Below are 14,163 nucleotides of genomic sequence, written 5' to 3'. Positions count from 1 at the left end.
TCATTACCTTTGCGCCGTGGCAAGTCTTACACGACCAGCTCCTATTGAACTCCCCCAGGGCCGGAAGGCAGCAAGGGTAGATGGTTGAGCGGTGCGATGTGAGTAGCTTGCCACATTTTTTTTGCTCTTTTTTCCGCTCAACTGCCTTCTTCTACCACATCACATTTCTGAACAAAGACAGATGTCCTAAAAATTCGATATTTGCCCCATGTCTAAAGTAATCCTTGTCACCGGCGGATCAGCTGGAATAGGAAAGGCAGTTGCCACATACTTGTCGTCTAAAGGACACGTCGTATATGGCACCAGCAGAAGTGCTTCGGAAGGAATGACCGAGCAAGGCTTTCGTATTGTTCGTATGGATGTAACTGACGAAGCTACTGTTCAACATGCCTTGAATCTCATTTTAGACAAAGAAGGCAGACTTGATGTTCTTATTAATAACGCCGGCCTTGGTATGGCAGGTCCGTTGGAAAGCACATCAGATGCTGAGGCGAAGGAGATCTTCGATACCAATGTTTTCGGTGTTCTTAACACGTGCAGAGTGGCCACTCCTGCCCTACGCATGTCGAAAGGAAACATCATCAATATCACTAGTATCGGTGGAATGTTTGGCCTTCCTTACCGAGGCATTTATTGCTCAAGCAAATCCGCCGTAGAGGGAATTAGCGAAGTGCTCAGCATGGAACTTTGGCAATTTGGAATCAACGTGAGTATCATTGAACCAGGTGATTTCAAGACGAAAATCAACGACAACCGAAAGGTGGCTTCAAACATTGACAAGGCGGTTTATACCAACTTTGATCAGGCCTTGGATCAAATCAACCGTGAAGTTGCTGGCGCCAAAGACCCTATTCTTGTTGCCAAAACCGTCGAACGCATTCTGAAGTCTAAACGTCCGAAACTGCGCTACCGGGTGGCTACGCCTGTTCAGCGTTTGAGTGTCTTCCTCCATAAATCTCTTGGTGGAAGAACCTTTGAAAAACTAATTGCCGGTCATTACGGACTTCGCGGTCCGAAGTCGTAATTTGGCCGAACCAAAGACGTACCATGAAGAAAATACTTGTTGCTAACCGAGGAGAGATTGCTTTGCGTGTTATGCGTACAGCGAGAGAAATGGGAATCGCTACTGTAGCCGTTTATTCTGAAGCAGACCAAAACGCGCCGTTCGTGCGTTACGCTGACGAAGCAGTGTTTGTTGGTCCTCCAGCATCATCTCAATCATACCTACGCATTGAGCGCATTATCAAAGCTTGTCAAGATACTGGTGCTGAGGGCGTTCACCCAGGGTATGGTTTCCTTTCTGAAAACGCCACGTTTGCACGTGAGTTGAAAGCAGCAGGTATTACGTTGATTGGTCCTTCACCTGAAGCCATGGAAGTCATGGGTAGTAAGCTCGCGGCCAAAGCTGCTGTAAAGGAGTTTGGTATTCCTATGGTTCCGGGAACAGATGAAGCTGTCGCTAGCGCGGAAGAAGCTATTCGCATTGCGCGTGAAATCGGTTTCCCTATTCTTATTAAAGCTTCTGCCGGAGGTGGTGGAAAAGGGATGCGTATTGTTGAGCGCGAAGAAGATCTTGAAAGCCAAATGAAGCGTGCGATTTCTGAAGCGGAAAGCTCTTTCGGAGATGGTTCAGTGTTTATTGAACGTTTTGTTAGCTCACCTCGCCACATTGAGGTTCAAGTACTTGCCGACACACACGGGAACGTGGTTCACCTATTCGAACGGGAGTGTAGCATACAACGTCGTCACCAAAAAGTAGTGGAGGAAGCTCCTTCAAGCATCCTTACTCCTGAACTACGCGACGCCATGGGTAAAAGCGCATGTGATGTTGCCCGTGCTTGTGATTATGTGGGAGCAGGAACCGTAGAGTTCTTGATGGATGGGGATAGAAACTACTACTTCCTCGAAATGAATACGCGTTTGCAGGTGGAACACCCGGTGACAGAAATGATCACAGGTGTTGACTTGGTGAAAGAGCAGATTCAAATCGCACGCGGAGAGAAAATCTCATTCAACCAAGAAGACTTGACGATCAACGGACACGCCATCGAATTGCGTGTGTATGCTGAAGATCCAAAGAATGATTTCTTACCTGATGTAGGTACGTTGAGAACTTACCGTCGTCCAGAAGGACCAGGTGTTCGTGTTGATGACGGATACGAAGAAGGAATGGAGATTCCGATTTATTACGATCCGATGATCTCAAAGCTGGTGGCTCACGCCGAAGACCGTGAAGCAGCTATTGAGAAATTGACACGTGCCATCGATGAGTACAAGATTTCAGGTGTAGAAACCACCTTGTCTTTCGGTCGCTTCGCTATTCGTCACAACGCTTTCCGCAGTGGAGATTTTGACACCTTGTTCGTGAAAGATCACTACAAACCGGAATTCCTTGACACCTACGACAAGGAAGAAGCTCATGCCGCTGCGATTGCTGCGTTCAAATTGTTGAGTGATTCACCAGCCCAACATGCTACTTCTGAAGGCCCAAGTCTTTGGAAACTCAAGCGTTAATCGCTGATTTCTAGCTTCGGATTCCCATTATTTGGCAATTCAAAACGGAACTCTGAGACCAAAGCTTCGTATCTTTCGTTAACGAGGTATGCGAATCTTACTACTGGTCATATCGCTTGTTACCGCTGTTTCTATGCAGGCGCAACGTTCTACTGCTGTTGGTCACCTTTGCGAAAAAGAGGTGGTTGATGGAGACACTTTGGCTGTCGTAAACCTTGATTTGGCCGTGATCGCAGGCAGTAAAGACGGTGAATCAAGCCGCTCTATTCGCAAAAAGCATCGTCTCGAAGAAAAGGTTGTGAAGGTCTACCCCTACGCCTACACCGCCGGCCTCTTGATGAAGGAATACGAAACGGATTTGATGGCGATGGACAACAAATCAGATCAACGTCACTATTTGAAAGAATGCGAATCGAAACTCAAAGATCAGTTTGAAGGAGAGCTTCGCAAGATGACCGTTTCTGAAGGTATTATTCTCATCAAACTCATTGACCGCCAAACAGGCGACACATCGTTCGAACTCATCGATGAGCTCAAAGGGAGTTTCTCAGCATTTATGTGGCAAAGTGTGGCGCGAATCTTCGGCCATAACCTCAAAGACGACTACGATCCTTATGGCGAAGATTGGCCGATTGAGCGAATCGTGCGTGAAATTGAACTTGGAATTATTCCAGTTCAACTCCCTGAGTACGACGTTGCCTCGAATTAACTCCAGTTTCTTGGAAGCTTAGTAGATTAGCGAAGGAAACTTTCCCTTCGTGCTACACAAGATCACATATCTCTTTCTCGGACTTTTACTTTGTATGGGTACCATTGCCCAGACCGAGGTGTTTCCCCTAGAAGGAATTGAGTATGACATCTCTCCTTCTCAAGTAATCGAGAGCGAGAGCATGCGATTTGATGATCATACGCAGTTTCCATTCCATCAATTAAGCCAAGATCAGAACCTACCGATTAACATCGTTCTCAGCCTTCACTTTGATAACCGCGGGTTGTTGTGGATTGGAGGATTTAAAGGTCAACTGGTCAGTTTCGACGGTGTGAGATTCAAGGTGTATAGCCATCTTCCTTGTTTCACGGATAAGAACATTAACTGCTTCGCGAACGACAAGGAAGGGAACCTCTGGATTGGTACCGCAGGACATGGCATTGTCAAGTACGACGGTCAACATATCACCGAATACTCCGATAAATCGGGGCTCCCTGGAGAACGTATGAAGGTGTTGAGTATTTTCCCAGATGACCAAGGACGTATTTGGTTCGGGACCAACAAGCTGGGTGTCTTTTGTATTGAAGGGGACCAGATTTCGTTCTATCAAGAAGACAACCAGCCAAAGGGAAATACCACTTCCGCGATAGCGCAAGATGAAGAAGGCAGCCTTTGGTATGGATCATGGACAGGAAACATCTCCATCAACAAAGAAGGTTCATGGCGGTATTTAGGTGAAAATGATGGAATCCCTGCCGGAACCATTCGATCGATGTTCCCCACTCCTAACGGGATGTTGGTGGTGACTAATCAGGGCTTAGCCTTGGTATCAAACGGTCAAATCACTGGACTCTCGGACGGGATTATTGGAACCAAGTATTTCTCAGCTGCACAAGAGTTCAAAGGCTACTACAACCGTAACGGAGATGACATTTGGTTAACCACCTTAGAAGGTGAACTAGTGAAATACACCAATGGCAGTTTAACCGCATATGGGAGCACAGAAGGCATTCCTGAAGGAAAGAAAACCGGTGTTGCCGTTGATCCACAAGGCAATGTTTGGTTTGGTAGCATCGCAAGAGGATTAATCAAACTTGAAAATGAAGCCTTTCAGTCGATACAGCCTGATACGCAAGAGGGCGTTGATCAAACCACTAAGGCTGTCACTAAACTGCGGTCTGGAGAAGTATTAGTCTCAAATGAAATAGGTGACATTCAATCGTATCAGAATGGTGCATTGCAGCCTACGTCGTACCCTTCGATTGGTCGTGGCATCTCGTACATAGGCGAATCTCCTTTTGATCAATCCCTGATACTGGGAACAAATGCAGAGATTCTAATCTATGACGGAAGCTTGCGAACCTTAGTCCCCGATGAAGATCGCTTTTTGAACACCTATGATGTTGTAGAACTACCCGCCTATCCAAATGCGTTGGCCATTGCCACTTCTGCCGGACTTCTTGTATTTGAAGGTGACTCCATCATTACCCTAGACAAAGGACATGGATTAAGAAGTAATACGATCTATGACATCGAAATGGACGATCAAGGATTCGCCTGGTGCGCGACTGCGGATGGCCTTTCTGTTCTTTCGCCAGAAAAAGGTGCTTCCTTTTATACTATAGGTTCGGAAGTATTCTCAGAATCGAGTGTTTTATCAAGCGTCCACATCGAAGATTCAATTCTTTGGATTGGCACGAATGGCGGGGGTTTGTATTCTGTGAATCTCTTCGACTTGAAAAAGGGAGATTTCACCGTTCCAAACCCCGATTCCTTTAAACAACACAAGTCGAAATTTCCAGATTTGCAGGTACTTCATATACACGAAGCCAGTGAGGCAAACACCATCTATTTCAGCACCCGTAAAGGGCTTGTCCAATTCAATACCGAATCGAAAGAAATCATACGTGTATTTGAGGCTAACAAGGAGATTCCAATCAAGTTTCTTTCTCAAGGAGAAGCAGTGACAGTAGATGAAACCGAACAACTCTGGTTGGGAGATAACACCTTGTTTTCATTCCGTACTGAGAATGCGCCTGAACGTCAATTTGAGCCATGGGCTTTTGTAGAGAGTGTCGACCTTTATGGTAGAGAGATCAACTGGCGCGATACCCTGATTGATGAACGCACTCAGCCGCGCAAGGCCATGAGTACTTTGGATGCTGACTACATTCATTTTGAGGCAATTCAGAACAACTACGACATTCCTTGGAATCCGTTCTTTGGTTACGACCAGAACCACTTGACCTTTCATTTCGATGGTTTTGATTGGGTTGACGAGCGTGAGGTACAATTCTCCTATTTCTTGGAAGGCGTCGATAGAGATTGGTCGAAACCTTCAAAGGTACGCTCTACTACCTACCAAAGCATTCCGCCAGGAGAGTATAAATTCCAAGTTCGAGCTGTCGGCTCTGACGGTCATGTTGGTCCGACAGAAGATTACTGGTTTACCATTGATCAACCCTTCTGGAAGACCACTTGGTTCCTTGTTGCATGCCTTATTCTGGCTGCCATCACGATTTACCTTCTGGTCAGATGGCGTACCTATCGTCTGAGAATCGAGAATGAAGAGCTCGAGGAAAAAGTGGCCACACGCACTATGCAGGTGAATCATGAACGCAAGAAAGCGGAGAATCTCTTGTTGAATATTCTCCCGAAAAGAACTGCTGACGAGCTGAAAGAGAATGGAAAAGCTCAAACTCAGACTTACGAAAACGTGAGTGTTCTCTTCAGTGATTTTGCAGGGTTTACGAGTCGGACGCAAACGATGGATCCCAATGAATTGGTAATGATCCTTGACAGCTACTTCCAGGCCTGGGATGAAGGGCTTGGAGATTTGAAAATTGAAAAGATCAAGACCATCGGAGATGCGTACATGTGTGCCGCTGGTCTTCCGGCAAAGAGTGATACTCATGCCATGCGTGTGTGTGCATTCGCACTCTATATGCTGGACAAAGCCCAGGAAATCAATACCGAACGAAGTAAGTCTGGCAAAGAACCTTGGGATCTTCGCATTGGAATCAACAGTGGTCAGGTCATTGCTGGAGTCGTTGGAAAGAAAAAGTTCGCCTATGATATCTGGGGTGATACCGTGAATACTGCTTCTCGAATGGAATCAGAGAGTGAAGCGGGGCGCATTAATATTACAGCGCACACCTATGAGTTAATTCAGGAATACTTCCAATGTGAGTATCGAGGGAAAATTGAAGTGAAGGGCAAAGGAAAGCTCGATATGTATTGGCTGATTGGATTCAAGGAGGAATTCGCTGATGCTGATCACTCTATGCGACCAAATCCGGGCTTTTTGTCATTGTTACACCAAGAGCATCGCAGCGTCATTTAGCGCGTATCTTTTCGACGAATCATTCATTTATGCCGTTCAATCGGCTCAGAATTAGTATATTCGGGTAACTAACTTTGCCTCTTTGCTATGTATAGACAAATCGCAGCATGCCTCGTGGTATGCTTTTTTGTTGTCTTGACTAACTATGCTTCAGCGCAGTCAAGGTACCGAGTGAACAATAACCCGGGAGTCAGTGCTGACTTCACGGATTTAGCTTCCGCTATCGCGGGAAGCGCTGCGGGTGACACCCTTGTCATTGAGCATTCTGACGTGGCCTACAATGTTTCCGAGGTCGAGATTAATATCGAGCTCGTCATTTACGGAACGGGCTTCTTCCTCGTAGATAACCCAGGAAATCAAGCAGATATTCGTGCCAGCCAACTTGGGCCAATCAATATCACGGCTGATGGCGTTGTGGTCAGTGGACTTTCCATCACCGATGCACGAATCAATGCAAATAGTGTTGTGTTTGAACGCAATTACGTCTCAAGCACCCTAACTGTTGGTGATGTTGGTCCTACGAAGTTCAACATCGTGCGTCAGAACTACATGCGAGCAACAGTTCCCGATCTCGTGAATGTTGTCAATAGCATTAGCATGAAGTTTCACAATAACCTATTGTGGAATGAAACGGATATCCTTGGTGATCCTACCGCTACGAACTTGATTATTTCAGCGTCTTCTGCTGCGATGGTCTACAATAACGTTTTCTACGGCTCTACCTCAGTGTTGCTTAACAACGTGCAGCTCGACAACAATGTCTTTGAAGAAAGCGTCATTGATCCACTCTCGACCAACGTAGCAGCGAGCAGCAACTTTGCAGAGAATTCCTTTTTGTCGCTCTACCAGCCCACCGATAATATTGTGGAGACGGATAGCACCTTTGAAGTACTTTCGATTGCGAGTAGAGATGCACAATTTGGATTGAGAACAGACATTCCTAACGCCTTACTAAATGCAGGAAGCGATGGTACGGATGTAGGAATCTTTGGTGGACAGTTTAGCTATGTGCTGTCAGGGATGCCGCCAATACCTTCGATCTATTTCTATGAGCAAGAAACTTCTAGTGACGGAGATCTAGAAATTCAGATCAAAACTAAAACCAACAAGTAATGAGAGTTCTACTAAGCTTCATTTTTGCCTTGGTTTGTTCGATCCAGATCAACGCTCAATTACCACAGATTATCAATGTAGAATATGATAACGAAGTGCTCCTAGGCGAGCTCTACCTTCCCTTGTACGTCGAAACATTGTCAGCTGACCCATTAACACCGATTGCTTCTATCGAGTATCAGCTGTTTCCTGACCCGGGTGTTGGGATCGTGAACTTTGATGCCTTCAATCCAGCGGTTGATGCCAATGTATCCGTGAGCATCCCTATTGCACCATTCACCTCAGCTCAAGGAGTTCAGGTTACATTGGTCGCTTTCGACGATGCGGGAAATGCCAGCTTGCCCTTTATCATCGACTTTAACATTCTAGATGCACCGGAACGACCTGTTCTCGCTCAATTGGAGTACTTCTTCGACCAAGACCCTGGTTTTGGAAATGGTTTCCCAATCGATGTTGACCCTGATATACTCGATGTCGATCTAACCCTTCAGATTCCAACCACAGCCTTGGCTCCAGGACCGCATGATTTGTATATCAGAACTCAAGATGCCAATGGTAGTTGGAGTACCACTTACTACGGTGAGTTCATTCAGGAAAATATGATGTTTAACCCTGGCTGCATTGATCAGAATGGAAACGGCGTGATTGACACTGCGGACTTCTTAGCCTTCCTGAACAACATAGGAAATACTGTAAACGGCGGATGTGCTGATGGAGATTATGACAACGACAACCAAGTTGGTGTGTCAGATCTCTTGATTATTCTGAATTACTTCGGAATGTAATCAGCTGATTGCCTCACGGAACAACTTCATCCCCTCTACCGCTCCAGTATTGAAAACTGTGACGCCCGACGAACCTTCAATGCCTTGAAGATTTGGATCAATCAGGTAAATCGGAGTTCCAGGCCGTACGAAATTGACCAGGCTAGCTGCCGGATAAACCAACAGGCTTGTACCAACCACGAGGAATATATCTGCGGTTTGAGCCATGGCGATCGCTGACTCCATCATTGGCACGGCTTCCCCAAACCAAACAATGTGTGGACGAAGCTGACTTCCCTTTTCACATCGGTCACCATCTTTCAGCTCCCAATGATCAAGTGAGGTAATGAGTGAAGGATCAACAGTGCTGCGAGCCTTCATGATTTCTCCATGTAGGTGCATGACATTATTTGAACCCGCACGTTCATGTAGATCATCAATGTTTTGAGTTACAATCTGCACATCGAAATCATCTTGCATTCGCGCCAGTTCTAGGTGCCCCTCGTTTGGCTCTGCCTCCATTACACCTTTGCGTCGGAAGTTGTAGAATTCAAGCACCTTTCGGTAGTCTGCATGCCAAGCTTCAGGAGTAGCCACTTCTTCGATTCGATGTCCTTCCCAAAGGCCATCTGCCCCACGAAAAGTTGGTATTCCACTTTCTGCGCTCATTCCAGCGCCACTCATCACAACGATCCTTTTCATGCCTTAAAGGTAAGTGATGTAACGCCTCAAAAGTTGGTACCTTGCATCATGCGTTCGTTACTGATCAGTTGTCTATTCATCCTATCCTATTCCGCGCTAGCGCAAAGTGGAATAAGACTCTCTTCATTAAGCATCAAGGACGGCTTGAATCAGAATACCGTAAGTGCCATCATTGAAGACCAACAAGGGTTGATGTGGTTCGGAACGCAAGATGGACTGTGCCGTTTCGACGGTTCAGAGTTTGAGGTTATTAGAAGGAAACGCGACGGAAGCGGACTGACAGATAACTTCGTCATCAACATGGTAGAAGATGATCAAGGCATCATCTGGATAGGAACGCGCCACGGGCTCAATCGTCTAGATCCACATACCGGTAGAATACATCAGCTGCACGTCCCGTCAGACGCGAATGGTGATTTCCATCAATCTGTTCAAGACCTCACCAAGACTGAAGGAGGAATTCTAAGCTTTCATTTTGGCCAGCTGTACTTTCTGAATTCATCTGATACGGCGTACACCGCTTCATCTCTTCTTGGATATGAAGGTTACAATCGGCTTGAGACATACAAGGGACAAACCCTTATATCGAATGGAGATTCATTGTATCTGTTTGAAGAAGGAAGGATTTCTCCATTCCGCACTCAATTTGGCTTGAGTGAAGTCATAAATCTGAGTGTCGCTGGCGACTACCTTTTCGCCTGGAGCGAAGACGAGCTGTCTATTTACGATGGCCAAGACTGGAATAATGAACCAGCTGAAAGTATTGACATTCAAGATGCTGGCTTGGTAGGAAATGAGTTCATCTTTGGAACAAATAAGGGGCTATACACACTGAACGACAATGGCTTAGCACCTGCCATGATTTACAACAAGGATCATGCAGCCATTCAAAACGATCATGTAGGTGGCTTTTTTCAAGCTCAAGATGGTAGTGTTTGGATGGGAACGAACCGCTACGGTGCATTTCGTTGGGATCCAAACTGCTCACAGATTCTACACATCCCTGGAGAGATTCTTGACGACCCCATTGTTTGGTCTGTGGAGTTGATCAACAATCAGCTATTGGTATGTTCAACCGTAGGAATCAATGTCTTCGAGCTAGAAGATGACTTCTTCTCTCCTACCATACAACCTGAAGCTCGTATGAAGATGGTTCAACGCTTAGAAGGTTTCCACCCTACGTGTTTATTCATGGATGAATCACGTTTGTGGGTTGGAACTAGAAGCGAAGGATTGAAATGCTTCACACAACAAGATGGACAATGGATAGAAGATTTGGACCTGTTTCGCGATGTTCCGGGGATCAGTATGATTGATCAACTAGACGATGGCAGGTTGGTCATGAGCAGTACTGACGGGGTTTTCATACGTGAAGCGGATGGGACAATCCAAACCATCCTACCTGCAGACCTATCACCTGATGCACAAGGGTCAAACTACTGTTTGAGTTTACGTGTAGATGGAAATCAGCTTTGGCTTCCTGGCATTATGGGTTTGTATCAACTCCAGCTCGATGATGCGTCTTTACGTGTTTTCGTTGAGGGCGAAGGAGATGATGAACTCCCGTTCAATGTGGTCACCAACTCATTTCTCAGTAATGCAGGCGATTTGTGGATTTCAACCATGGGTGGAGGTATCGCTGTTGATCAAAACGGTGGCCTTATTCAGTTCGAAGTTATTGGCGTTGAACAAGGACTGAAGAACGAGGTGGTCTATGATCTGGTAGAGACCTCCGGGGCGTTCATCGCATGCACGAATGAAGGCTTGAGCATCATTAGCTCGGATAGAATTGGCGAGGGTTTTAAAGTGTCAAACCTCGTTCTCGAACAAGGGATTCCGTTCTTAGAACATAGCCAGAACGCCGGGGGCATGGTAAAAGATATCCCTTGGTTTGGTGGTGTGGATGGTTGTTATTTCTTGTTGCCTGATTTACAGAAGGAAAAGCGCAATGATCACACGGTGTTGATCACGAGTGTGCAGCTCAATTACCAACCACTCAATTCAGAACAATTAGATCAAGTTCAAGGTGGCCTGTTATATCCTGAAGTCATCCACCTATACCCTCAAGATGAAAACATTACGCTTTCGATTGCGCAACCGGGAATAGGTGTTCAAGACTGTGAAATCTGCTACCGCTTAGACCAAAATGAGCAATGGATTTGCACAGGAAAGCGAAGCACCCAATTGAACTTTAATAGTCTTCCCCATGGCAAATCGGACCTAGAGATTGGCACACGATGGGCGGCTGATGAATTGGTGGGACGAATTCGACAAGTGTCGCTAGTGGTGCACCCTCCGTTTTGGGAAACTACTTGGTTCTTGGTGGCCCTGATCATCGCTGGTGTGCTGGTTATCATCATGGTTGTGCGTTATATAGCTCAGCGAAGGTTGAGAGAGGAGATTCTAAAACGCGAGGCGATCGAACGCGTGCAACATGAGCGTGAACGCATTTCTATGGAGCTTCACGATAACATCGGTGCTCAGATCACCCATGTGATTACTTCACTCGATAACATGAGCTATAAAATCTCTACTGGGAAAAGCGCTGAGCCTGAAGCTGACCTTGATGACCTCAGCGATTTTGCTCGCGGTACCATGCAAACCTTAAGAGATACGATTTGGACAATCAATCAAGATTTTGTTGAGATTGAAGACTTTTCTGTTCGTTTTCAAGATTACATGGGACGAATCTTGGCTCATCGCGAACGCCCAATATTTGATTCGAAGACTGATATCTCACACGAGCATATTCTAGATCCTTCCGAGGCCATTCACATGTTCCGAGTGTTGCAGGAGGCGGCCAATAATGCGATCAAGCACGCCAACGCAGAGCATTTCCAATTTGAAGTGACTACTGAAGCAAACACTATCCGAATGCGTTTCTCAGATGATGGCGTAGGATTCTCTGGTAAAGAAAGAGAAGGTCACTACGGCATGAAGAACATGGTGACTCGAATGAAGGAAATTGGTGGTAAACTGGAGTTAAGCACCCAAGAGGGCAAAGGCACACAGATCGAGCTTTTGCTTCCGCGCTAGCGAATTAAATAATCCCGTGCTTCATAGCCAGTTGAATCGCTTCTACCTTATTGTGAACCTGAAGCTTTCGATAGATATTCTCGATGTGCTTACGAACGGTTTTAGGCGAAATGAAGAGTTTATCGGCAATTTGCTGGTAGTTCTTTCCTTTTGAAATTTCTTCCAAGATTTCCATTTCACGATTGGTCAATCCAAAATCAACGGATTCTACAGGTTCTTGCTTCCCTGAGCGAATTAGTTGCAACGACTTAGCCGCTATCACAGGAGACATCGGAGCACCACCTTCCATGGCTTCTTCAATGGCCTGAATGAGTTTTCCAGGTTTCTCGTCTTTCAGCAAGTAACCGCTGGCCCCCGCAAGAATAGAATTGAAGATCTTATCTGTTTCATCAAATACGGTTAGCATAATCACTTTGACCTTCGGAAACTGATCTTTGACCTTTCGAGTAGCCTCTACCCCATTCATTTCAGGCATGTTGATGTCCATCAGAATAACATCAGGCTGCTGATTAGTGACTTTCTGAATCACCTCCACGCCGTTGCTGGCCACCCACATGACCTCCACTTGATCAAACAATTGGAGTTTCTCGAGAACAGAACGGATAAGATTAGGGTTATCCTCAGCTACGGCCACTTGTATCTTCATAATCACTTCGTCTAGTACAAAGGTCTAACACAAATCAGGTTTTTCTGTAAGGCATCTGCCGTACTTTACCTTAATTTACTGCTATGAAACAACTATTCCCGCTATTTATGCTGCTTTTATTCGCCTGCGGCGGAAGCGAACCACTCACTACTGTAGAAACATTAGACTTGAATCGCTATGCTGGTAAATGGTATGAGGTAGCCAGACTACCCAATAAATTTGAAGACGGACTTAAGTGTGTCACGGCAGAATACACGATCAAAGAGAACGGAAAGGTTCAGGTAGTGAATCGTGGTGTTAGCATCGCTGATGGTTCAGCATCTGTTTCTGAAGGAGAAGCGAAACGCCCGAATACTGAAGTACCTGGAGTACTGAAAGTTAGCTTCTTTAAGCCTTTCTATGGTGACTATTACGTAATGCAGCTAGATGACGAATATGGATATGCTTTGGTTGGTTCTCCTGACCGAGAATTCTTGTGGATTCTGAGTAGAACTCCTGTTTTACCGAAGGATATTAGTAGTCAACTCATGCAACATGCAGAGAACGAAGGCTTTGATCTCAGCACCTTAATCTGGACAGAACATTCTTGTTCTGAGTAACGTAGAAATCCATGAACGGTGTAAAATTTCGGTTAAGAGCGACGCTAGGTAGTAGCTATTGACTATTTTCACACTGCAAAACAATCACTAACCTATGGAGACACAGGCTCCAATACAGATTCCTGTAAATATCTATTCTTTTTCTCAACGATGATCTTCGAACTACTCATCGAGCTTGATTCTCTGGAACCGAGAGTTTGGCGCCGAGTGCGCGTTAATTCAGACATTGACATGCGCACCTTACACCACACTATTCAGCTCGCCATGGGCTGGGAAAACTGTCACCTATACTACTTCGCAACAGCAGTTGAAAAGATCTCGCAATTAGAGTTCTTGGAAGATGAAGACTTCGTTGAAGACCACGAAGTAAATTTGGATGAATTCGTCCAAAGTGCTGGTGATAAGATCAACTATGTTTATGACTTTGGTGACAAATGGTCACATACCATTACACTGGAGAAAATCGTAGAGAACGACGAAAGCGAGCACATTCCGATTTGTCTTGCAGGAGAGCGTAATTGCCCACCAGAAGATGTAGGAGGAATTAGCGGTTACCATGAATTTCTGAAAATCATGTCTAACCCACGACTTCCGGAATACGAGGAAAAAGTAGACTGGTATGGTGGAGAATATGATCCTGCCCAATTTAGAATGTCGGTGATTAATGAAGACCTCGAAGAGATCGATGATTACATCGACTCATTGGATGAGGATTGGCTCTACTAAATCGAGCCTAC

The 14,163-nt window shown here is 45.6% G+C and carries 11 protein-coding genes and 1 other RNA gene; 10 read left to right on the top strand and 2 right to left on the bottom strand.

The features are described 5' to 3' along the window. The first annotated feature begins 17 nt into the window (after positions 1-17). The 7 genes from ffs (at position 18) to RA156_RS05230 (ending at position 8,464) form a co-directional block, all read left to right on the top strand. An RNA gene (gene ffs / locus RA156_RS05260) (signal recognition particle sRNA small type) lies at positions 18-116 on the top strand. A gap of 92 nt (positions 117-208) precedes the next feature. Continuing rightward, positions 209-1,024 (top strand): SDR family oxidoreductase, encoded by an 816-nt coding sequence (locus tag RA156_RS05255; protein WP_306643446.1) that lies wholly within the window; start codon positions 209-211, stop codon positions 1,022-1,024. Positions 1,025-1,047: 23 nt separating this feature from the next. Next, positions 1,048-2,514, top strand: coding sequence for an acetyl-CoA carboxylase biotin carboxylase subunit (locus RA156_RS05250; RefSeq protein WP_306643444.1), 1,467 nt, complete (start codon positions 1,048-1,050; stop codon positions 2,512-2,514). Between the two features lie 88 nt (positions 2,515-2,602). Beyond that, positions 2,603-3,223: a DUF4294 domain-containing protein gene (locus RA156_RS05245; RefSeq protein ID WP_306643442.1), complete on the top strand. Its 621-nt coding sequence runs from the start codon at positions 2,603-2,605 to the stop codon at positions 3,221-3,223. Between the two features lie 49 nt (positions 3,224-3,272). Continuing rightward, the gene (locus RA156_RS05240; RefSeq protein ID WP_306643440.1) at positions 3,273-6,566 is read left to right on the top strand and encodes an adenylate/guanylate cyclase domain-containing protein; all 3,294 of its coding nucleotides are present in this window, start codon (positions 3,273-3,275) and stop codon (positions 6,564-6,566) included. 87 nt (positions 6,567-6,653) lie between these two features. Next, a complete protein-coding gene (locus RA156_RS05235; RefSeq protein WP_306643438.1) occupies positions 6,654-7,679 on the top strand; it encodes a hypothetical protein in 1,026 nt (341 codons plus the stop codon). Beyond that, positions 7,679-8,464 (top strand): hypothetical protein, encoded by a 786-nt coding sequence (locus RA156_RS05230; RefSeq protein WP_306643436.1) that lies wholly within the window; start codon positions 7,679-7,681, stop codon positions 8,462-8,464. The genes RA156_RS05235 and RA156_RS05230 overlap by 1 nt, the downstream gene beginning before the upstream one ends. Here the strand turns inward: RA156_RS05230 and RA156_RS05225 are convergent, their stop codons facing one another. After that, positions 8,465-9,145 (bottom strand): SIR2 family NAD-dependent protein deacylase, encoded by a 681-nt coding sequence (locus RA156_RS05225; protein ID WP_306643434.1) that lies wholly within the window; start codon positions 9,143-9,145, stop codon positions 8,465-8,467. Positions 9,146-9,193: 48 nt separating this feature from the next. Here RA156_RS05225 and RA156_RS05220 point away from each other — a divergent pair, with 48 nt between their 5' ends. After that, complete coding sequence (locus tag RA156_RS05220; protein WP_306643432.1) at positions 9,194-12,181, top strand: ligand-binding sensor domain-containing protein; 2,988 nt, start codon at positions 9,194-9,196, stop codon at positions 12,179-12,181. A 4-nt stretch (positions 12,182-12,185) separates the two neighbouring features. Here RA156_RS05220 and RA156_RS05215 read toward each other — a convergent pair whose 3' ends face one another. Further along, positions 12,186-12,827, bottom strand: coding sequence for a response regulator (locus RA156_RS05215; RefSeq protein WP_306643430.1), 642 nt, complete (start codon positions 12,825-12,827; stop codon positions 12,186-12,188). A gap of 83 nt (positions 12,828-12,910) precedes the next feature. Here RA156_RS05215 and RA156_RS05210 point away from each other — a divergent pair, with 83 nt between their 5' ends. Together RA156_RS05210 and RA156_RS05205 are read left to right on the top strand one after the other, a co-directional pair. Continuing rightward, positions 12,911-13,426, top strand: coding sequence for a lipocalin family protein (locus tag RA156_RS05210; protein ID WP_306643429.1), 516 nt, complete (start codon positions 12,911-12,913; stop codon positions 13,424-13,426). A 150-nt stretch (positions 13,427-13,576) separates the two neighbouring features. Then, positions 13,577-14,152, top strand: a complete 576-nt coding sequence (locus RA156_RS05205; RefSeq protein WP_306643427.1) for a plasmid pRiA4b ORF-3 family protein — start codon at positions 13,577-13,579, stop codon at positions 14,150-14,152. Positions 14,153-14,163 lie beyond the last annotated feature (11 nt).

This window comes from Sanyastnella coralliicola (assembly GCF_030845195.1).
Lineage (GTDB): Bacteria > Bacteroidota > Bacteroidia > Flavobacteriales_D > Sanyastnellaceae > Sanyastnella > Sanyastnella coralliicola.
The sequence above is the reverse complement of the archived record's forward strand: the minus strand, read 5'-3'. Positions and strand labels throughout refer to the sequence as shown.

Excerpts from the sequence above, each read along its gene's own strand:
- RA156_RS05255 (WP_306643446.1), top strand. The coding sequence starts at position 209 with ATGTCTAAAGTAATCCTTGTCACCGGCGGATCAGCTGGAATAGGAAAG.
- RA156_RS05250 (WP_306643444.1), top strand. The coding sequence starts at position 1,048 with ATGAAGAAAATACTTGTTGCTAACCGAGGAGAGATTGCTTTGCGTGTT.
- RA156_RS05245 (WP_306643442.1), top strand. The coding sequence starts at position 2,603 with ATGCGAATCTTACTACTGGTCATATCGCTTGTTACCGCTGTTTCTATG.
- RA156_RS05235 (WP_306643438.1), top strand. The coding sequence starts at position 6,654 with ATGTATAGACAAATCGCAGCATGCCTCGTGGTATGCTTTTTTGTTGTC.
- RA156_RS05230 (WP_306643436.1), top strand. The coding sequence starts at position 7,679 with ATGAGAGTTCTACTAAGCTTCATTTTTGCCTTGGTTTGTTCGATCCAG.
- RA156_RS05225 (WP_306643434.1), bottom strand. The coding sequence starts at position 9,145 with ATGAAAAGGATCGTTGTGATGAGTGGCGCTGGAATGAGCGCAGAAAGT.
- RA156_RS05220 (WP_306643432.1), top strand. The coding sequence starts at position 9,194 with ATGCGTTCGTTACTGATCAGTTGTCTATTCATCCTATCCTATTCCGCG.
- RA156_RS05215 (WP_306643430.1), bottom strand. The coding sequence starts at position 12,827 with ATGAAGATACAAGTGGCCGTAGCTGAGGATAACCCTAATCTTATCCGT.
- RA156_RS05210 (WP_306643429.1), top strand. The coding sequence starts at position 12,911 with ATGAAACAACTATTCCCGCTATTTATGCTGCTTTTATTCGCCTGCGGC.
- RA156_RS05205 (WP_306643427.1), top strand. The coding sequence starts at position 13,577 with ATGATCTTCGAACTACTCATCGAGCTTGATTCTCTGGAACCGAGAGTT.